Annotated in this window: 24 protein-coding genes and 2 pseudogenes; 3 read left to right on the top strand and 23 right to left on the bottom strand. The window is 46.4% G+C overall.

Going from position 1 to position 20,217, the window contains the following annotated elements; genetic code table 11:
• Window positions 1-64: 64 nt before the first annotated feature.
• Window positions 65-823, bottom strand: coding sequence for a glucosaminidase domain-containing protein (locus L0M13_RS00625; RefSeq protein ID WP_235197854.1), 759 nt, complete (start codon window positions 821-823; stop codon window positions 65-67).
• 189 nt (window positions 824-1,012) lie between these two features.
• Here L0M13_RS00625 and L0M13_RS00620 point away from each other — a divergent pair, with 189 nt between their 5' ends.
• On the top strand, window positions 1,013-1,891 hold the full coding sequence (locus L0M13_RS00620; RefSeq protein ID WP_235197853.1) for an endonuclease: 879 nt from the start codon (window positions 1,013-1,015) through the stop codon (window positions 1,889-1,891).
• A 24-nt stretch (window positions 1,892-1,915) separates the two neighbouring features.
• On the opposite strand, the gene L0M13_RS00615 is transcribed toward L0M13_RS00620, so the two are convergent.
• From L0M13_RS00615 to fliW, 6 genes are all read right to left on the bottom strand, one after another.
• The gene (locus tag L0M13_RS00615) at window positions 1,916-2,143 is read right to left on the bottom strand and encodes a hypothetical protein (protein ID WP_235197852.1); all 228 of its coding nucleotides are present in this window, start codon (window positions 2,141-2,143) and stop codon (window positions 1,916-1,918) included.
• Between the two features lie 74 nt (window positions 2,144-2,217).
• A complete protein-coding gene (locus L0M13_RS00610) occupies window positions 2,218-2,394 on the bottom strand; it encodes a YjfB family protein (RefSeq protein WP_235199232.1) in 177 nt (58 codons plus the stop codon).
• 58 nt (window positions 2,395-2,452) lie between these two features.
• Window positions 2,453-2,587 (bottom strand): flagellin, encoded by a 135-nt coding sequence (locus L0M13_RS00605; protein ID WP_311195598.1) that lies wholly within the window; start codon window positions 2,585-2,587, stop codon window positions 2,453-2,455.
• A 321-nt stretch (window positions 2,588-2,908) separates the two neighbouring features.
• On the bottom strand, window positions 2,909-3,979 hold the full coding sequence (locus L0M13_RS18415; RefSeq protein ID WP_311195597.1) for a flagellin N-terminal helical domain-containing protein: 1,071 nt from the start codon (window positions 3,977-3,979) through the stop codon (window positions 2,909-2,911).
• A gap of 180 nt (window positions 3,980-4,159) precedes the next feature.
• Window positions 4,160-4,381, bottom strand: a complete 222-nt coding sequence (gene csrA, locus L0M13_RS00590; RefSeq protein WP_235197851.1) for a carbon storage regulator CsrA — start codon at window positions 4,379-4,381, stop codon at window positions 4,160-4,162.
• Window positions 4,382-4,384: 3 nt separating this feature from the next.
• Window positions 4,385-4,831, bottom strand: coding sequence for a flagellar assembly protein FliW (fliW, locus tag L0M13_RS00585; protein ID WP_235197850.1), 447 nt, complete (start codon window positions 4,829-4,831; stop codon window positions 4,385-4,387).
• Window positions 4,832-5,139: 308 nt separating this feature from the next.
• On the opposite strand from fliW, the pseudogene L0M13_RS18410 reads away from it, so the two are divergent.
• Together L0M13_RS18410 and L0M13_RS18405 are read left to right on the top strand one after the other, a co-directional pair.
• Window positions 5,140-6,689, top strand: a pseudogene (locus L0M13_RS18410) (MHYT domain-containing protein); the annotation flags it as partial.
• Between the two features lie 75 nt (window positions 6,690-6,764).
• Window positions 6,765-7,562, top strand: coding sequence for a putative bifunctional diguanylate cyclase/phosphodiesterase (locus tag L0M13_RS18405; RefSeq protein ID WP_397443530.1), 798 nt, complete (start codon window positions 6,765-6,767; stop codon window positions 7,560-7,562).
• Window positions 7,563-7,614: 52 nt separating this feature from the next.
• Here L0M13_RS18405 and L0M13_RS00575 read toward each other — a convergent pair whose 3' ends face one another.
• From L0M13_RS00575 to glmS, 16 genes and pseudogenes are all read right to left on the bottom strand, one after another.
• A complete protein-coding gene (locus tag L0M13_RS00575) occupies window positions 7,615-8,160 on the bottom strand; it encodes a GNAT family N-acetyltransferase (RefSeq protein WP_235197849.1) in 546 nt (181 codons plus the stop codon).
• Window positions 8,150-8,701, bottom strand: coding sequence for an SF0329 family protein (locus tag L0M13_RS00570; protein ID WP_235197848.1), 552 nt, complete (start codon window positions 8,699-8,701; stop codon window positions 8,150-8,152). The genes L0M13_RS00575 and L0M13_RS00570 overlap by 11 nt, the downstream gene beginning before the upstream one ends.
• Window positions 8,702-8,728: 27 nt before the next feature.
• Window positions 8,729-9,214: a tetratricopeptide repeat protein gene (locus L0M13_RS00565; protein ID WP_235197847.1), complete on the bottom strand. Its 486-nt coding sequence runs from the start codon at window positions 9,212-9,214 to the stop codon at window positions 8,729-8,731.
• A 5-nt stretch (window positions 9,215-9,219) separates the two neighbouring features.
• On the bottom strand, window positions 9,220-10,044 hold the full coding sequence (locus tag L0M13_RS00560) for an MBL fold metallo-hydrolase (RefSeq protein ID WP_235197846.1): 825 nt from the start codon (window positions 10,042-10,044) through the stop codon (window positions 9,220-9,222).
• Between the two features lie 155 nt (window positions 10,045-10,199).
• Window positions 10,200-10,997, bottom strand: coding sequence for a DUF2785 domain-containing protein (locus L0M13_RS00555; RefSeq protein ID WP_235197845.1), 798 nt, complete (start codon window positions 10,995-10,997; stop codon window positions 10,200-10,202).
• 2 nt (window positions 10,998-10,999) lie between these two features.
• A complete protein-coding gene (locus L0M13_RS00550) occupies window positions 11,000-11,464 on the bottom strand; it encodes a GNAT family N-acetyltransferase (RefSeq protein WP_235197844.1) in 465 nt (154 codons plus the stop codon).
• Between the two features lie 328 nt (window positions 11,465-11,792).
• Entirely contained in the window at window positions 11,793-12,359 is a 567-nt protein-coding gene (locus L0M13_RS00545) for an NADPH-dependent FMN reductase (RefSeq protein WP_235197843.1), read from the bottom strand.
• 12 nt (window positions 12,360-12,371) lie between these two features.
• Entirely contained in the window at window positions 12,372-13,427 is a 1,056-nt protein-coding gene (locus L0M13_RS00540; protein ID WP_235197842.1) for an LLM class flavin-dependent oxidoreductase, read from the bottom strand.
• Between the two features lie 163 nt (window positions 13,428-13,590).
• Window positions 13,591-14,712 (bottom strand): adenylate/guanylate cyclase domain-containing protein, encoded by a 1,122-nt coding sequence (locus tag L0M13_RS00535; protein WP_235197841.1) that lies wholly within the window; start codon window positions 14,710-14,712, stop codon window positions 13,591-13,593.
• Window positions 14,639-15,430, bottom strand: a complete 792-nt coding sequence (locus tag L0M13_RS00530) for a hypothetical protein (protein ID WP_235197840.1) — start codon at window positions 15,428-15,430, stop codon at window positions 14,639-14,641. The genes L0M13_RS00535 and L0M13_RS00530 overlap by 74 nt, the downstream gene beginning before the upstream one ends.
• A gap of 11 nt (window positions 15,431-15,441) precedes the next feature.
• Entirely contained in the window at window positions 15,442-15,786 is a 345-nt protein-coding gene (locus L0M13_RS00525; RefSeq protein ID WP_235197839.1) for a DUF3307 domain-containing protein, read from the bottom strand.
• Window positions 15,783-16,937: a GAF and HD-GYP domain-containing protein gene (locus L0M13_RS00520; protein WP_235197838.1), complete on the bottom strand. Its 1,155-nt coding sequence runs from the start codon at window positions 16,935-16,937 to the stop codon at window positions 15,783-15,785. The genes L0M13_RS00525 and L0M13_RS00520 overlap by 4 nt, the downstream gene beginning before the upstream one ends.
• A gap of 111 nt (window positions 16,938-17,048) precedes the next feature.
• Entirely contained in the window at window positions 17,049-17,225 is a 177-nt protein-coding gene (locus tag L0M13_RS00515; protein WP_235197837.1) for a hypothetical protein, read from the bottom strand.
• 15 nt (window positions 17,226-17,240) lie between these two features.
• Window positions 17,241-17,423 carry a hypothetical protein gene (locus L0M13_RS00510; RefSeq protein WP_235197836.1) on the bottom strand — a complete coding sequence of 61 codons (183 nt, stop codon included), beginning with the start codon at window positions 17,421-17,423 and terminating at the stop codon, window positions 17,241-17,243.
• Window positions 17,424-17,512: 89 nt separating this feature from the next.
• Window positions 17,513-17,884 carry an iron chaperone gene (locus L0M13_RS00505; protein ID WP_235197835.1) on the bottom strand — a complete coding sequence of 124 codons (372 nt, stop codon included), beginning with the start codon at window positions 17,882-17,884 and terminating at the stop codon, window positions 17,513-17,515.
• A 102-nt stretch (window positions 17,885-17,986) separates the two neighbouring features.
• Window positions 17,987-19,790: pseudogene (glmS, locus tag L0M13_RS00500) on the bottom strand (glutamine--fructose-6-phosphate transaminase (isomerizing)).
• Window positions 19,791-20,217 lie beyond the last annotated feature (427 nt).

Genomic DNA, 20,217 nt, shown 5'->3' with positions numbered 1-20,217 from the left:
AAAGATATTTTTAACGGATTTCCGCAAAAAAATAAAACCGATTCACGGAGGAACCGGCCTTTCTTTAAGCTAAGTTATTGAATTGCTTGCTGACGCCTTGCGTCCAGTGGTTGTTGAGTCCAGTCGGATCGTTCGTTGCACCGACTGGAGCATATTTTGCGCCAATGGCTGCGATGGTGTCTTTTCCTTGATTCAAGTAATTCTTCCGCAAGTTCCGTGCCATATCGAAGATACTGTCTTCAATCGAGTCGTAGCTGCGGAGGCCGTTCTTACCCATCATGCCGGCAACATTGTTCTTCTGGTTGACCGCGTTCGAAGATCCATTGCCAGTTTCATGGATGGCGATTGCTGAAAGAAGGTTAGGATTAATATCGTATTTCTTTCCAGCATTGATGAAATGATTCGCTGCACCGCTAAGTTTTCCATCAAGCGTATTCTCGAGCTTGATGAACTGCACCGGCTTGAAGCCAAAGTCGCTCGTATCCTGTGGGCTTGTAGGAACGGCTCTCGTATCGATCGACGAAGCCGTATTCTTAGCAGCCGTTGCTGTTTCCGTTTCGAGCGGTTTGATCGTCACTTGAATCGGAGTAAACGAACCGTTAGTCTGTGGAAGTAATTGAGTCGACATTTGCATCGTCTGTTCAGAAGAAGCAGGCTGCATATTCTGCATCGCCGCATTCAAAATCATCATGAATAGCGAATTATCGTTCGGCATGCCGCCCGTCGGTGATGCCATATTTGTCTGATTTATTGAAGGCGCTGCTTGCGCCATAGAAGCCATAGTCATGTAATAAAACCAATTTGAAGAAACTGGACCGGTCATTTAGAGGGTTCCCACCTTTTTGCTTAAATGAATGCACGTTTATTGTATAGGATATTGGAGGAAAAAAGAATAGGATAATTGTGGCAATAATAAAAAATTGTCAGGAGAAATTAAACTTGTCCAGATTTTACTTAGTGAAAGATACCCTCTTATACTAGAAAAAACGGAGTGTTTTAGGAGGCGGCGGAAATGCACGATTTACTTTGTGGAAAGTTACTAGGTGACGGTTGCTTAACAAAACAAGGAACAAGAAAACCGAGATTTCAGTTTACTCATTGTAAAAATGATAAAGGCTGGAGTGAATATTGTTATGAACAACTTTCGAACTCCCTTCCATTAAACTCTCCTAAGTACAGAAAAATTGTAGATACAAGAATGGCGGCAGGATTCACAGAAAGTTATATTGTCCAATCCCGTACTTCAGATGAATTTAGTAAGCTATACGAAATTTGGTACCCTCAAAGAAAAAAAGAATTGCCTTTCTCTTATATCAAGGATTATTTCAATGAAAAAACATTTGCTTGGTGGTATCAAGATGACGGCCATTTAAAACAAAAGAATGGCATTGTAAAAAAAGTTATCTTTTCAACTGATAGCTTTACATCTTTAGAAAACCAATTTCTCATCGACTTTCTTCAAAAGAAGTATCATCTTAGCTTTTCAATCGATGCTCAAAACCGGCTTATCTTGTATGACCAATTTCAAATCCTCCATTTCTTAAAGTTAGTCAGTCCTCACATACACGAATCTATGAACCGAAAAAGACAAAGTTTAAATGGATCTAAAAAAATTGCAGAACGCTCCACGATTTACTTGCCTACCGATTTCGTTGTTAAAAATCCTACTGTTGAAATAAACAATCAGTATAAAAAATTGCCCTTGTTGATGGCTCTTACTGAAAATCATACCGAATTTTTCAAAGAGAATATTTCGGTCCAAAATGAAACAATTATTACTAAGCCCTATCAGATAAAAATTAAAGAAGATTATAAGGATCTTCTAGTAAAATTAAAATGCAAGACAGGATTAACTATTAGTCAAATAACCGCACATTGCTTCCGCTTATAAATTCAAAAGATATTATACTCCCTCCTAATGAAAATTAATGTTCCGCTGAGCTTCAAGAACGTTGTATTCAATTTGTAACTCTTTTAGTTGGCCGTTCAACTTTTCTACTTCTTCTTTAGAAAGATCATTTCCAGCAGCATATTCTGCTATCATTTTCATTGTTTGTAGCTTTTCATCCATGTCATCTAGAATTTTAATTTGCTTTTTTGTCCATTGAAGTTGCCGCTCCAGAACTTCTTTTTGTTCTTTCATTATCCCATTCTCCTTTTCACAAAATTAAAATGAGCAGTCACAGATATTTTGTGGCTGCTCATTTCATTAAAAACTTACCCTTTCAAATCCACCGATCCACCAAGATGCGGCTGAACAGATTGCTCCAACATCTTTACTACACTCTCACCACTAACTTCTGCCTGATCCATTGACTTCTTCATAACCGAAATACTAGCTTCTTGCCTTACATTCATCTGGCTCAATGCCATTGATAGAGCTGCGATATCTATGTGAAATCCTCCTTATAGAAAAAGGAGCCTATTTCTAGGCTCCCAATTTTCATTAAGATTAACGTAATAATTGCAATACTTGCTGAGGAGCCTGGTTGGCTTGCGCTAGCATTGCTTGTGCTGCTTGTGCAAGAATCGAGTTCTTCGTTTGAGTCATCATTTCTTTCGCCATCGTGCGAACATTTACTTTCATAAATGACTAGACTATATCTTCACCCTCTAATTTAGTAGGGGCCGGGCACTTCGGATCATTCAGTGCTGATGTACACTATGTCACCTACGGATTTCATCACCATAGCTTGCGCCTTAGATGGTCTATCCTAGTCGTTGAACCTTCTCCACTCTTTCGAGACAGGAGCTTGGCTGCTGATTGCCCAATCTTTTATTTTTTCGAACCGTCACGTCTGCCGTTTCCAGCTGCGTTGTGGCAATAAAAGCTATAAGGGGTTTCCAGCAATTCACCCGATCGTAATCTCTGGCTGTTACCGGCCAGGACGACTGTACCTCTGCTCGCTTACGCGGCTTCGGCATAATCAACGTCGCGGATACGTGATTCCGCAGAAGTTAAGTTTTCAGCTGATGTGTTTAAGTTGTTGATTGTATGGTCTAGACGGTTTTGAACTGCTCCTAGTTTAGAACGTTCAGCTGATACTGTTTTAATTGCGTTATCAAACGCTTTAATTGCAGTTTCAGCATCAGTTTGAGTCATGACCCCCCCTGTAGAAGTTTCAGTTGGGTTTGTAACCTTAATAGTACTTAGTAAAGCGCCAGTAGATGTACCAGGATTAACTGCGCCTTCTATGCCTAATGCAGCCTCGGAAGCCCCTCCGTATGTTATAGCACCAAAACTTTTCTCACTTGTAAATACTAATTCATTGTTTTTAGCAGAAACATTAATACCTGAAGTTTTAGAGAAAACCTCATTTAAATCTTTTGCCATTCTTGCAAGGTCACCACTATAGTCTTCTGTTAGCTCTACAGTAACTTCACCAATTGTGACTGTCGCTGGATTGACTCCTGTAAAGTCTAATGAAGCACTATCTAATACATCATTAGATGCGGCAAAACCACCTGTACTCGCCCCTAATTGATCTGTTTTCATGTTTGAAATTGCAATGTCAATTGTTTGAGTCTCATTTGCACCAATATGGAATTTCTTCCCTGTGTATGAACCATCAAGTACTTTTTGTCCATTAAATTCCGTTTTGCCTGCGATACTATCAATTTCTTCTAGCAACTGATTTACTTCTTTTTGAATTTCTTTGCGATCATCCGCAGTAGAAGTATCGTTAGCTGCTTGTACTGCAAGTTCACGAGTACGCTGAAGAATACTATGAGTTTCGTTCAATGCTCCTTCTGCAGTCTGAAGAAGTGAAATTCCATCTTGAGCGTTTGCTGAAGCTTGTTCTAATCCACGAATTTGTCCGCGCATTTTTTCAGAGATTGAAAGTCCAGCTGCATCATCTTTCGCACTGTTGATTCGAAGTCCTGAAGACAATTTTTCCATGCTGCTTGCTTGAGCATTTGTTGCTGCACCCATTTGACGGTGCGTGTTTAAAGCTGTGATATTGTGATTGATAATCATTTTGTATTACCTCCGTGTAATGTTTTTTGTTTTTGCAAGCGCCCAAATCCGTTTGGACTGCCTTACAGTATTTATATCGGAGGGCATTTTGAAATGTTTAGCGTTTTTTAAAAGTTTTTTATAAAGTTTTCCATTTTCTTTTCTTCACAAGAAAAAGCCTGCATCTCTGCAGGCCCTCCCTCACTTCTTCATCTTCAAAAAATCACTAATATTAATCACATTCGATGTCGCTTGCTTATTTTCTTCCTGAATCTCCAAATACACTTCTTTCCGGTGGATGGTGATGTGCTTCGGCGCGTTGATGCCGAGCCGGACCATGTCCCCTTCAATCGCCGTGACCGTGATTTCGATATTGTCGTCGACGACAATCGATTCGCCCTTTTTTCTGCCAAGTACGAGCATCGCTTACACCTGCCCTTGTTCAGTCTGGAATAAACGCTGTTTGATCTCATAGGTTTTGTTGTCCAAGACAATTTGCATGCCGAGTTTCTTCCTATTGTTAACGACAAGCGGCGCTTTCAAGTTCGTCGTCGCGTCTTTCATGTCGCCGGTAACAGAAACGGTTGTTAAGACGATGGCGTCTATCGGTTCTTCAAGTTCCAAACGCTCCACCAATTGCTCCGCAAGTTTGATGTCGTATTCCGGGAAGAATGAGAACGGATCGACGAGGAAAAAGCTGAGTTCTGCTGATTCAATTGACTGGAGGAAAAAGAATGGCGAGTCGCTGCTTTCGTCTGCCGGCAGCAAAACATACTTCTTCATCTCTTCAAAGCCTGGGATTCCTTTTGTAAATGTCAGGACGCGGTCGTCCGTAAGTTCAATTTCGCCGAATTGGCTTGTTTGGATTTTCATGATCGGCTCCTTTCCATCTGTTCACTTATATAAAATAATGAGTTTCTCTTATTAGCTTAACCGATATTTCGGAAGCTTCAAGGAGTACCTTAAGACCTAAATTGTTACATCTTAATAAAACCTTTACATTTTTCTGCTTAAAACTAGTGAAAAAAGACTAGTCATGTGCTATCTTAAGGGAACGATGCACCTAGAGAATAGGAAATTCGCTTTATCCCAATAAAGGATAGTTCGTTTATTCTCTTAATTGTATCATAAATCCTTTATTTTACATTTTCTATCTTACACCTAGAAAGAGTTGTTTACTTATGGAACCTATTTCATTCACTTATAATTGGCCGCTCGTTGTTCTTTCCATCTTGGTGGCAATGTTTTCTGCATTCGTGGCCCTCGACATCAGCAGCCGCCTTGCCATTTCAAAGCAAGGCTTGAAGAAACGCTGGATCTTGTCTGGCGCCATCGTTATGGGGCTCGGCATTTGGGCGATGCATTTCATCGCCATGCTCGCTTTCCATATGTCGATGGAAGTCAGCTACAGCGTGCCGGTTGTCATCTTGTCAATCCTGCCGGCGCTCGCTTCCTGCTGGGTAGCATTCCGCATCATCAGCCGCCCGTCGAATTCGTGGAAGCGTCTGCTTGTCGGGGCGTTCTTTATCGGGCTTGGCATCATTTCGATGCATTATATCGGCATGGAAGCGATGCAGATGGGCGCGGATATCCAGTATGATCCGTTTCTTTTCGCTTTGTCTGCCTTGATTGCCTTTGCCACTTCACTTGCGGCGCTTTATCTATTATTCCGTTTACGCGGCTTGTCCAATTTCCACTGGGGCAAATTCGGCAGTGCGATCTTGATGGGCTTTGCGGTAGCGGGCATGCATTACACCGGGATGGCCGCTGCGACGTTTATGCCGATGGAAAATCATATGCATCACGGCGCTTCGTCCATTAATGGCACACTGCTCGGCTACGCGGTCGGACTTGGTGCGATGCTGATTTTGAGCCTCGCTTACAACAGCGTCCGCATCGACCGCCGGATTGCCGCGCAGTCGGATGAATCAGAGCTGAAATTCCAGTCGGTCATCGAATCGGCGAACGATGCCATCATCGTTGCGGACCATACCGGCCTAATCACACAATGGAACCAAGGAGCCGAGCGCATTTTCGGCCATGCCAAAAAAGAAATGATCGGCGACAACCTGCAAATGATCATCCCGGAACATTACCGCAAACCGCATGAAGACGGCATGCTTCGCTATTATCACTCCCGCATGCCACATATTATCGGAAAAACGATTGAACTGGAAGGTTTGCATAAAGACGGAACCGTATTCCCGATCGAAATGTCACTTGGCACTTGGGAAACGGAAGACGGCGTGTTTTTCAGCAGCATTATTCGCGACATCACCGAACGGAAACAAACGGACGAGAAAATCAGCAGCCTCGTCTACTTGGATCCATTGACCGGCTTGCCGAACCGCCGCTTGTTCAACGACCGGCTCGCTTCCACGTTGTCCCGGGCCGCTGAAAACCAGCAGCGTTTCTCCTTGCTGTATTTGGATATCGACCATTTTAAATTGGTCAACGATACCTTCGGACATGCGACCGGCGATCAGTTATTGATTGAAGTGACGGAGCGTCTGCAAAAGCATGCCGCGGAACGGGATACCATTTCCGCCTCGGCGGAGACGAATTCATTCTTTTATTGCCGCAGACCGATTCCAGCAAAGCGGCGGAATTTGCCCAGCAAGTCCTCGACTGCTTTAACGAGCCGTTCCAATTTAACGGCGAGGAAGTGTTCATCACACCGTCAATCGGCATCAGCCTTTACCCAACAGACGGGGAAGACGCCGAAACCTTGATCAAAAACGCCGATCTTGCCCTGTACCGGGTGAAAGAGGAAGGCAAAAACAACTACCAGTTCTTCACAAAAGACATGAACGAAGAAGTGTCCCGCCGTTCGAAAATTGCCATCGGCCTCCGGAAAGGTTTGGACCGCGGCGAGTTTACGATCAACTATCAGCCGCAGATCGACATCAAAACCGGGAAGATCATCGGCGTGGAAGCGCTCGTCCGCTGGGTGCATCCGCATATGGGGCCGATTTCCCCGGGTGAGTTCATCCCGATTGCAGAAGAAACCGGCACGATTATCCAGCTCGGCGAATTCGTGATGCGAAATGCCTGCCTGCAGAATAAAGCTTGGCAAGATGCAGGGCTGCCGAAGTTCCGGGTGGCCATCAATATTTCGTCGCGCCAGTTCTCGCAAACGAATCTTAGCGACTTGGTCCACAGCGCCCTTACCGACTCTGGCCTCGAGCCGAAGTATTTGGAGCTGGAGCTGACCGAAAGCATCATTCAAGGATCGACGAGCGCGGTTGCAACGATGATGGAACTGAAAGCGATGGGCATCCATTTGTCGATCGATGATTTCGGAACCGGCTATTCGTCACTGAGCTATTTGAAGCTGTTCCCGATCAACACCTTGAAGATCGACCAGTATTTCACGCGCAACATCCACGTCGATGTGAAAGACGCGGCGCTTGTCGATACGATTATCCGCATGGCGCACAACCTCGAGTTGAACGTCATTGCAGAAGGCGTGGAGACGAACGAGCAGCTGGATTTCCTGAAAGAACGCCAATGTGACCAGGCACAGGGCTATTACTTCAACCGCCCGCTGCCTGCAGAAGACATTTTGAGATTGTACGGAGACCCGGCGCCTGCCGGGGTATAGCATGGGAAAAGGCTCTTGAGACGGGATGTCTCAAGAGCCTTTTGTGTTTTATTCAAATGCTGATTCTGCCCATTACTACCGTATTGTAATAGTTTCCATCGGATAAAAGCTTGTCTTGCCGGAGGATTCCTTCTACGTTGAACCCATGCTTTTCGTAGAGCTTGATCGCTTTTTCATTCGTTTCAAGGACCGTCAAGACCACTTTCTTGATGCCGGCCGCATCTGTCCAGTCGAGCGTTTCGCTTAAAAGTGCTCCTCCGATACCGTATCCCCAGTATGCCTGCAGCATGCAAACACCGAATTCCACTTTATGCGCAGTCCGCTTCAGCGAATTGCCTTCGCATCTAGAAAAGCCGACAATTGCCCCGTCAACTTCTGCCACGAGAAATAAATGATTGGGTGCTTGCGTGTCTTCTTCAATGATTTTTTCAAATCCAGTGCAGTCAATATACGCCTCGCCTTTTTCCCGGTCCATGTTTTCCGTTTCTCCATCAATTTGCAATCTTACTTCTGATAATTGGCGGGCATCCTGAATTTCAGCAGAACGGATAGTATAGCTGATGCCGCGAACGATTAATTCTTTGCTGTTAATTCGCATATTCAGGATCTCCATTCTCTAGCCGAATTCCTTCCACCTCGCATCTCAACTTGTAAATGCGCTGGACCCATTCCGGTTCATTCGCGATTCTCTTTTCCATTTTCACCAATGGCCGCTTGCCGACGCGCCGGTCCATTAAGCTAAGGATTTGAATAATGTGATTTTCCGACGCCAGCGATTCGGAAATCGGGGCGTTGAAATAAGATTCCAGCGCATCGAAAAAATCGTATTGTCCGTAAATCCCTTCTTGTTTGAGCAATTGATGGGCGATGTCCTGGATCCGGATATTCTCTTCGACATCATCAAACTCGTAGAATTCCTGCGAATGCCGCAGCGTCCATTCCTTTTTGTACTCTTCCCGCTCCGCCGTGATGGTGCACATGCTGAGCAGTTCTTTTCCGTCCACCGTGATAACGGCGCGTCCCAATCCGTCATGCGCTTTCCGGTAGTTGATGACTTGAAAATCCACTCGGCCAGCGAGCGATTCACAGGTCAGGCTCTTCAACTTCTTTTTCGCTTTGCTCCATTTTGGGCTGTACATTTGTTCTCTCCTGTATCGTACCGGATTTCAGTTCCAGACTTTGTCCAAGTCTCCTGCGTAGAAGCCGATTGCTTTCTGATAGCTTGAAATTTCTTCGTCACTCGTCGTTTCGGCCAAACAGCGAAGCAAGATTTCCATCGCTCGGCTATGCTGTTTTAGATTATAGAGCGTCATCGAATAAAACACACGGATGGCTCGATTTTCTGGAAAAAGTTCAATTCCATTCAAGAAGACGTTCTGCGACTTTTTATACTCGCCTAAAGTTCTCCAAGTACTTCCGAGGCCAATGATGGCCCCTTCCAGATCTTTTCCGGACAAGCCTAATTCAATTGCCTTTTCGTAGTAAGGGACAGCTTCCGCTTCATCGCCCAATACATCAAAGCTCCAGGCACACTGGTAATTCACCAAAGCATCTTTTGGAAGCTGCTCGGCTAATTCCACCAGCAAGCGATTCGATTCCCTTGTTTTGCCTTCATTTCTTAACTGGATCGCTTGGTTTAATTGTTCTTCCATCCTATTCATTCCTTCTTTTTTGCCTCATAGAAATTATAGACAGTCTTCAAGTTCCGCTGGATGCCATTCGTCCCTCGCCATTCCGCGTAAGCTTCCGGCAATAAAAATTCCGCTACATACTCTTCGATAGCCACTTTTTCATCGTGCGCTTGCTTCGCCGAATCACTCAGCAGCAGGAGGTAATCACCCATCGCTTCGATGATTTTCACCGAGTGGATGGCGCCATGCCCAGGCAGCACCGCATCAATTTCGAAAGTTTTTAATGCTTCTAAGGTTTTCAAAAAGCCATCGGGGTCGTAGATAGGCAAATGCAACGCTTCTGTCACGATGTCGCCCGCAAACAGGATTTTTTCTTCAGGGAGATACAGAAAACTATCGCTCGGTGTATGCGCTCCGCCCAGGCAATTCAGTTCCACTTTCCGCTTTGACCCCTGGAAAATTTGGCTGTCTTCAAACGCAACAGTGGGCAAGACCATTTTCAAGTGCGGCAGTTCTTCTTTCACTCTTGCCATCTCTTCCGATTGATTGATGAGGCTCGCCCGGATCACCGGATTTGCGGCCGCTTTGATTTGATGTTCCAAACTGAGAAGATAATGCGCCATTTCCGCTTGTTCAACGGCCATTTCCTTTAGAACGTTTCGTTCTTCAAATAACTGCCGGGTCAATGAAGTTGAAATGATGGCAGCATCTTCAAATACTTGATTGCCAAAAACGTGGTCGCCGTGATAATGGCTGTTAATAAGATGCTTCACTTTTTTTCCGGTCAGTTTCTCTGCTTGATTTCGCAGCTCCTGTGCCGCAGAAGGCGTACTGAACGAATCGAAGACCAACAGCTCTTCTCCTAAATCCACTACTCCGCGTTGCTCCAAGCGCCGGTGCCGGGTTTCGCGACCGCCGCAAATATCCCTGCAGCCATTTCATATAAGTGAAAATAATCGGTTTCTGCCCTTAACTCCCCCATAATTCCTCTCCCGTCCGCAAACCTTTACTCCATCGCTTTTAAGCTCTCTCCAATATTCTTTTGCAAGATTGATAAATTCAGCTTCTTACCGGTTTCCACATAGAAGCTCTTCAAAAACCCTTTGCAGTTCGCCACCAAAAACCAATAGTTCTCTTCAGGCAGCTGCTGTTTTTGAAGCAGCACTTTCTCCGGCAGCTCCGTTAATAACTCTTCTACAAGCTTCAGATCCATTCCGCGTTCCATCATTTCCAGAAGGGGTACCAATAGCCGCTCCTCTTCCGCATGGACATACACGCTTTCGGAGATAAAGATTTTATTCCATAGCGCTTTTGCGAGTTCGGGGTAAGCCGCTGCATCCAGCTTCAGGTTTTTCACGAGTTCATCAAACGCATCCGCCGCATGGGCGACGCTATGCGCCCAGCCTTTTACCGGTACGTAGCCGCGGACATCCTGCTCTGCCGGCATATATGCGAGAAGGGCTTCATGAGTTTTTCCAATCGCCGCTTCCGGCAGAAAATCATGCTTATTGTCGCTGTAAAGAATTGCCGCAATCCAAAGCGATGCGAAAGAACGGGTGAATACCGTATCCGTTCCGCTCTCGCCGATGCCTTTAAACAGCAGCTCCAAAGAGATGTCGAGCAGCTCGGCCAATTGATCGCCCTTCAGCCGGTCTTCCATGATCCACGTCGAAAAGGTTCCATAAATCAGTCCGTCCCGGAGTTCACTGTCCACAGAACCGATATGGTCAATCATCGATTGGATGAGTGCATCTTCTATCGCTTGTTCCCTTTGCAGTTTCCGCTTTAATTCTTCCTCTGTCATAGTTAATTTCCTCGCTTGTTCAAATAATGGATAACCGCCATTTCTTTGCCGAACCGATTGCCTTCATCAATAAACCCTAAACTTTTATACAGCTGATGGGCTCCTGTATTTTCCGGATGGTAGCCGACAACGATTTTCTCGGCGTTCCATTTTGTTTTCATTTCGTTCATCATGAGCTGTGTTGCCGCTTTTCCGATTCCTGAGCTTTGAAACTTCTTATCAATCATGATGCGGTAAATCCAGTGGCCGTCCATTTCTTCCGGCACCGTGTTGAACATCAGGAAGCCGGCAAGCGTGTCATCTGCGTAGATCGCATACGCTTTTAAGGCCGGCTCAAAATGCAGTTGCGCAATCGATACCGCATTCGGTTCAATATGGGCTGCTTGCTCCTCGGATACTTCGAGCCCGCAGCAGGCATACCAGTTTTCTTCATTTACTTCTGTAATCGTTACATTTTTTGCGTTCATCTAGGTTCCCCTTCCAATTTGCGGGGGAAAACACGGAGCTGTTCGTCAGTCCTTCGCAATCCCCTTGTTGATCGTGTTGATGTGCATGTAATTATTTGACATAATGACCGCCTCCTTTAATGATTTCTTTTATTTAAATAAAATACGCTCCATTGTTTCAAAAATACGCCCCATTACACGGGAAATACGCTCAGTAGCACTAAAAATACGCCCAGTAACCGGCTAAATACGCTTCCACACGAAAATCCACGCACAAAAAAACACCTTCTAAGATAAACATATCTCAAAAGGCATTTATTGGCAATCTATTCTGAAATTTCATCACTTCTTAAAAATCGTACTCTGCTTCTTTCGCTTCCCGGATCTGCGTAAACGTCTCCGTCAAAATCACCGTGTCTTCAACGAGCCGCTCAAGGCGAAGGCGGACATCGTCATTGACGATTTCTTTCCGGTAGAAATCCTGTTCTTCAATAAAGACGAAGGTCTGGACGAGCTGCGCTTTCATATAAGCGAGGATCGGCTTGAGCTGTAGTTCTGCAATCAAGTAATGCTTCGAAGAACCTGCGGTGATGAACATGCTGACGACTTTGTCGCGAAGCGCGTCCACCGGAAGCAAGTCGAAAATATTCTTCAAGGTCGCCGGAATCGACGCCTGGAAAATCGGCGTGCCGATGATGATGGCGTCCGCTTCCATGAGCGTGCGCGTGACATAGCCCGTGTCGCCTTCATATTCCAAGTAGTTGCGGCCGTCGCTGAACTGGACATCGTAATCCGCAAGGTCGAGCAAGACGGTTTCTGCGTCCGGGTACTTTGCCGCCAAAACGCCAAGCGTATAATCCATCGCAATCCAGGTTTTGGATCCGACTCTTGAACCCGATAATCCTACAATTTTCATTTTCATCGCCTCCTATTTCGCCGTGTATTTCTTGATGGCCGGCAAAATTTCCGTGCCGATCAATTCCAGGTTTTTGCGGATATTGTCAAATGGCATGCCGCCGAAATCGATTTGCGCAATATAGCGCTGGTGGCCAAAGACTTCGTGCTGGTGCAGGATCTTTTCGATGATTTGCTGCGGGCTGCCGACGTTCATGATGTTTTGCGGATCGGCGCCTTGCGCGAATAGCTGTTTCGGAAAGCCTTGTCCGTTTGTCAGCTTCATGCCTTCGTTGATATGTGGATACAGGTCTTTCAGCGCCTGCTGCATCGAATCGGCTGCATAGAAAAAGCCTGCTGTTGCGACCGGCAGCTGGGCTGGGTCGTGTCCGCCTGCTCGTGCCGCTTGTCGGTAGGCATCGATTGTGCGTTTAAATACTGCTGTCGAACCACCGAGATGCGCCATGAACATCGGCACGCCGGCGTATCCTGCTTTCATCGCACTGGCAGGTGTGCCGCCGACTGCGCGCCAAATTGGCATCGAACCGGCCACAGGGCGCGGCAGCACGCGCGCATCTCTTAGTGGCGCACGGAACTCGCCGTTCCAATTGACCACTTCTTCTTCATTCAACTTCAACAGCAATTCGAATTTCTCTTCGAATAATTCTTCGTAATTGCGGACATCGTAGCCCAGCAAGTCGAACAAGCCGACACGGGACGCACGCCCTGCAACGATTTCTGCACGTCCGCCTGAAATCAAATCGATCGTCGAGAAGTCTTCATAGACCCGCACCGGATCGGACGTACTGATGATCGTAGACGAACTCGCGATTTTGATCTTTTCTGTCGCTTGTGCAATCGCCGACAATACAACTGTATGTGCTTGCGTCGCGAAATAGTCCTGATGGCTTTCGCCGACGCTGAAAAAGTCGACGCCTGCCTGTTCCGCGAGCTTTGCGTATTCAATAATTTCATGGACCCGTTCTTTTGCGGAAATCCGTTCACCCGTCAGCGGATTCGGCAAATGATCCCCCAATGTATAAATCCCGAATTCCATCCCTTTGCTTTCATCAATGCGATACTTCTCCATCTATTCCTCCGCCTTTCCATCTATGATACTAGTATAAACAGTCTTTCCCGCAACTATCTAGAAGAATGTCTCGAATTCAATGCATTTCAGCCAAAGGTCTGAAGGAAAAAATAAAACAGTCCAGAAAGAAGCACGATGGCTCTCTCTGGACTGTCTCCATTTTTTATCCGACTGTTTTGATGGCTGGCGCAGCCGTCTTCAAGCGCATCAATTCCACACTGCCTTCGATGCCTTTCAAGTTCGCCGTGAAGGCTTCGAGCTGCATGCCGTTTGCATCCAGTAGTTTCCGCAAATTCGTCTGTTCCATATAGTCGCTGCTGAAGACGATGTCGCCGCCTTCCGCTTGCCCTTCAATGCGCGCTGCAATATTGACGGTGCGGCCGAAATAATCGAGCCGGTCATTTGAATTCACCGCAATTGCCGGTCCGCTGTATAAGCCGATTTTCAAAACGATGTCTTCATTCGCACCGTCATTGAACCCAGCCAGATTCTGTTGGATTTCAAGTGCCGCTTTCAAGCCGTCTTCCGGCAAATGGAACACCGCCATCACGGCATCGCCGATGGTTTTCACGACGCTGCCGGAGTTTTTCGCGATGTGCTGCGTCAAAAATTCAAAATGCCGGCGCACCTGGCCGTAAGCTGCAGCATCACCGACCGTTTCGTATAACGACGTCGAGCCTTTCAAATCTGTGAACAGGATCGTCACCCGGTCGATGCCGATTTTCTTGCCGGGCGACAGCACTTCCGACGAAAACAGATCATGGAATTCCTGCATCGCCGTGACTTTCGCCGCCGTGACTTTTTCGGCATTCCATGAATCCTGCTCCAGCACAATGACGATATCGTTCGAACTGGAATTCGTGATTTCGACTTCTAACGGATTTCCAATCGATGCAAACGACCACCCTCCATCGGAATAAACCAAGGAATCGCGCCCTTTTTGCATCTCGCCTGTCTCAAACCGCACTTGATCATTCGCCTGGACTACCCGTACCCGCAACGATTCCAAGCTTTCGGGAATGTTGAGTAAAACGGTTTCCCCTATACCAACGATTTTCTGCATCTTTACGTGCGGCGTAATCATCGGCCCGCCGACGCAATACACTTCCGCATACGCTTTTCGTACAGACGGATGCACCGAAAACTGCAATTCAACGTATTGATCGAAATTCGCATCGTAGTTGATGCCGCAAAGGTCGCAATGGAATTCTTCATTGAGATCCGACAACGAATTCTGTTCCGACTTCGATATGCGGCAATTCGGGCAGATCAGATTCCAGCTCAAGTTCAGCATGCCTTCTTTCGTTGCATACAATAAGAGCCGGAGCACTTCGTCCAAGTCCGCATGCCATAAGTTCGCAAGCAGCGGGTTCGATATGGGCGACGTCTTGGCTGCTTTTTTCGATCAAATAATCATGAAGCAGTGCCACATACTCCTCTTTCACGGGCCGCTTCCGCAATGCTGTTTCCAGCCGCTCGAGTTCATCTAGCTGCACTTTATGGTTGGGCGATTTCTGCGGAGCATGGAACGGATCGTCCGCTCCCGATGCCAAATATTCTTCCAAGTACTTCATGCTGTTTTTCATCGATTGCAAACCGATGAGCGGAATCGCGGCAGCACCTAAAGCGTTTCGCGCTTTGAACGAAGCCTTGATGCGCACGCCGGTTTTATTCGGCGAACCGTCTTTTGCTTCGAATAGTTCAACACCCCACAGGTAATAGTCGAGCCGGCCGCCGATATAGCGGCGCTCCACGGAATACGCACGGTTCTCTTCCCATTGGAACGGATATTCCCGCCAGTGCAGCGGAACCGTGTTGGCGATTTTCGCCCGGCCTTCCCGGAAAAAAACACTGTTGCCTTCTTTTTTCGCTTCACTGAAGGCGACCGGAAAAAGGCCGATGTATAAATTCAAGCGATTGTTGTCGCTCAGCAATTTCCAGATCGTTTCTTTACGAAGCGGAAATTCCCGCTCCATCGTATAATTCTTTACTGCATAATTCATCTGCTTCGCTCCTAAGATATCGCAATCGCGACAGCTAATAAAATCACATGGAAGATCTGGTCAGCCATGATGGACAGCCAGACCTTTTCAGGCCCTTTAGCTGTTTGGACACGGCGTACCCAGAAAGCGACAAAAGTTTTGCGGTCTAAAATGACATGTCCGATGAAGATGATGGCAATTCCTTCTAGCGACAAGCCGCCGGATATCCAGCCGACACTTGCCACTACGATTGTATAGACCGTAACATGGGTCAATAGAGGCAGCCATTTCGTTGCCTTGTATTTCGCCATCCAGGAAGTCTGCAATAAAAAATCACCGATTAAATGTCCGATTAACAGCCAATCAAACTGGTTCATAATTTATACTCATCTTCATGTTCAATATCGCAGTCATCGAAGTCGTAATTGCATTCTTCGAGGATGCTGATGAACGCATCAACAATTTCTGCATCGAACAGCGTGCCGCGGCAGCGGAGAAGTTCCGCTGCACTTTCCCGGTAAGACAAGCCGACGCTATAAGAGCGGGTTGTCGTCATTGCATCAAAGGTATCCGCTACGCCGACGATTCTTGCAAATAACGGAATGTCCCCTTCTTTTAAAGCATCCGGATAGCCGGACCCGTCCAAGCGTTCATGATGCGAGCGCGTCGCCTCGATTGCATAGACCATCGAAGACTTCGGCTCCATATTTGATAAGATATCCGCTCCGATGACGGTGTGCTGCTTGATCAATTCGTATTCTTCGAACGTCAAGCGCTCCGGTTTTCTAAGCACTTCGTCCGTAATGCCGATTTTGCCGATGTCGTGGAGCAGCGCCGCTTTATAAAGTTCTTCCCGCATTTGCGGTTCCAAGCCCAGACGCTCTCCGATCCATAAGGAGTATTTCGCCACCCGTTCAGAATGCCCTGCTGTATACGGGTCCCGGGCATCCAGCACTTTTGCGAGCGTTTTGATCATGCTGACGAACATTTTGTAGAGTGCATCGTACATTTGGCTGTTCTGCAGCGCAAGCGCCGATTGATTCGCGAGCGCTTCGGCAAGTCTCATATCCTGTTCCGTGAAGAAAGCGGTGTGTTTTTTATTCAGCAATTGCAAAGCTCCAAGCACCTTGTCTTTTACGATCAACGGCACGGTGATCATCGATTTCGTCGCAAAGCCGCTCGAATGGTCGACCCGGTTCGTCCAGTTCGGATCCGTCGCTGCATGTTCAACCAGCTGTGCCTGGCCTTCCGTAATGACTTTCCCCACCACGCCTTCCCCTTTTTTCAATTTGATATTTAAAATAGTCGAAGACGAGGGACCGAAAGCCGCCACTGCCTTGATTTCTTCTTTCTCGTCATCATCCGTTACCCAAAGCGTCCCCGCTTCCGCCCCGATAACTTCCACCATCTGCAAAAGAATGTTCTGAAACACCTCTTCAATCGCCAAATTTGCGTTCAATTGCTTCGATGCATCCAATAAGCTCAAAAGTTCCTGCACTCTTCCTTCTAACTCCGCTATCCGCTCCACTAAAATCCCCCATTTTCCTGTAAAACGCCTTTATCTACTTTATCGGTAATTTTCGCCTTATTCTTAACCGATATTTTTCTATAAAAAAAGCCGACACCCTGAGGTACCGGCTTACTTGTAAAAATCCCAGACAATCATAATTTTTGCCATCCATTCAAACGAAAAAGCCAAGAGATATAAAGGTGTGGCAACAATCACTACTCCTGCTGCAAAATAGCCGAATCCCTTTAACAGCATCCTCGCTACATCGTAAACGGCCCCAGTCAAATCATCGATAAAACTCAGCATGCCATCCCTCCTTTTTCATTGTTTCGTTAGCCGGTCGGCTCGCGAAATACTGAAAAACAGGAGCACGAAAACAGCTAGTACAAGCACTGTCCAGTAGCTATTATCCTTTACAGCTAGGAAAACGGCGACAATGCTCAATAAAATCGATAAGATGAGTCCCGCCATCGTCTTCTTGTCATTCAAAACAACCCAGTTCATCGAATCTCCTCCATGCTTTTCATCTAGTATACCATTTCACGAGAGATGATTATGCAATAAACGGAATTTTGACAATTTAATCCCTTTTTTTATTTTCGCCAGAAGCTTTGGCAACCAGCTTTGTCTTCGATGTTAAAAGCGATGATTTTCTCAAGCAAATCAAAATCTACCGGCTTGTTCCATGGGATGCGGAATAGTTCCTGCGTCTGGCTATAGCCTGCCTGATCAATCGGTTCTGAAAACTGGACGATGGCCACTTTCTCCGGCGCCACCGATAAATGCTTTTTCGCTACACTGAAAGCGATGATGAACGTGCCGTGGTCCGTGAACATCGGCTGATTCCATTTGATTGCCGTCTCGAGCTGCGAAAATTTCTCCTTTATCCATCCCAGAATTTCTTCGAGCCGTTCCTTGTGATCGGGTTCACCAATCTTCGATAAGAACTCTTCAAATGTCTCCATTAGATCTCCTCCAATTTTAATTGAGTTAACCGTATCATATTTCAAAGGATAAAAAAACGCCCTTTCGGATGGCATATCCGAAGGAGCGTATTTTCATGATTTTTATTCGACTGTTACAGATTTCGCCAAGTTGCGCGGCTTGTCCACGTCGCAGTCGCGGTGAAGCGCTGCGTAGTAAGAAATCAATTGCATCGGGATGACCGATACCAATGGAGACAACAATTCATGGACTTTTGGAAGCACAAGGCTGTCGCCGTCTTCTTGCAAGCCTTCCATTGAAATGATGCAAGGATGTGCACCGCGCGCCGCTACTTCTTTCACGTTGCCGCGGATGCTCAAGTTAACCGCTTCTTGCGTCGCAAGGGCGATAACCGGTGTGCCTTCTTCGATCAAAGCAATCGTACCGTGCTTCAATTCGCCGCCGGCAAAGCCTTCCGCTTGGATGTACGAAATCTCTTTCAATTTCAATGCGCCTTCTAAGCCTACGAAGTAATCCATCACGCGGCCGATGAAGAAGCAATTGCGTGTTGTTGAAAGGAAATCGCGTGCGATTTGTTCCATTTCTTCTTTCATGTCGACTTGCGACTGGATCGCGTTCGCAACGATTCCAAGTTCCTGCACAAGGTCAAAACCGATATCGATTCCTTTAGACTGTGCAGTAACAGCAGCCAAGATCGAAAGGACAGCGATTTGCGCTGTGTAAGCTTTTGTTGAAGCTACAGCAATTTCAGGTCCAGCATATAACAATAACGTATGGTCAGCTTCACGTGAAAGCGTTGATCCCGCTTACGTTTGTGACAGTTAATGATGGATGGCCCAATTTCTTGATTTTCACCAATACTTGGCGGCTGTCCGCTGTTTCCCCTGATTGGGAAATAAAGACGAATAGCGGTTTTTCTGAAAGAAGCGGCATATTGTAGCCGAATTCACTTGCTACATGCACTTCCACTGGAATGCCAGCCATTTTCTCCAAGTATTCTTTGCCAATCAATCCTGCGTGATAGCTCGTACCCGCAGCAATGATGTGGATGCGGTCTGCTTGTTTCACCGCTTCGATGATTTCAGGCTGGATTGTCAATTTGTCGTCCGCGCCTTGGTAAGCTTGGATGATTTTGCGCATTACAGCTGGCTGCTCATCGATTTCTTTTAACATATAATGAGGGTAAGTCCCTTTTTCGATGTCGCTCATGTCGATTTCCGCTTTGAATGGCTGGCGGCTTACCGCTTCCCCGTCCAATGTCAGGATTTCTACGCTGTCTTTGCGAACGATGACGATTTCTTTATCCATCAATTCCACGAATTGATCCGTGATTTGAAGCATCGCCATTGCGTCACTTGCTACAACGTTGAAGCCGTCGCCAAGGCCGACAAGCAATGGGCTCTTGTTTTTCGCAACGAAAATTGTCTGTTCTTCTTCTGCATCAAGCAAAGCGATTGCGTAAGAACCTTTTAATAGCGTCAATGTTTTGCTGAACGCCTCTTGAGTCGTCATGCCTTCTTCGACAAATTTGCCGATCAATTGCACGATGATTTCCGTATCTGTATCAGATTCCATTTCCACGCCCGCTAGGTAATCGCGCTGAATGTGGTGATAGTTTTCGATTACGCCATTATGCACCAAAGTGAAACGGTCGTTTTCGTTTTGATGAGGGTGGGCATTGACGCGGTTCGGCTTCCCGTGAGTTGCCCAGCGCGTATGTCCGATCCCTGTTGTTCCAACCACTTCGTCTTCTACGACAGCACGCAAATCAGCGATGCGTCCTTTTTCTTTAAAGACTGTGATGCCTTTTCCGTTGCGTACAGCGATACCCGCTGAATCGTAGCCGCGGTATTCCAGGCGCTCAAGCCCTTTTAACAAAATTTCTTTCGAGTCGTTTTCCCCAATATATCCAACAATTCCACACATAATCCAATTCCTCCAGTTTTCTGCAAGTTAAAATAAGCATTTGCATGCGTTCGCAAACACCTTAGTGAGCCCATCCATACCGTTGTACAGCCGATTGCTCCGCTGCTTTAAGTATTGGATATGACGACCGGGCTTCGCGGCCGGGAGGTATCCGCCGAAATCTCGATACTCCTCCTCCTCGTCTACTGGAAACTGACATGTCCGTCCAATTTTTCCAGTACAGGCGCTTTAACTATTTTCCTCGTACGCATTACTATCCCCCTTTTTCTGCGGCCCTAAACAGGCAACTTTATCATAACCTCTAACCTGCACCGCGTCAACGATACACTATTGAAATAGGGCTTAAGGCGAGAACCGGATGGTGCGAAAGACTGGAAAGAATTCGGACATAAAATCAGGTATTCTTCACACGAATAATTGGAAATTA

This window comes from Planococcus sp. 107-1 (genome assembly GCF_021513255.1).
GTDB lineage: Bacteria > Bacillota > Bacilli > Bacillales_A > Planococcaceae > Planococcus.
Note: the sequence above shows the minus strand (reverse complement) of the source record. Positions and strands in the feature narration are given on the sequence as shown.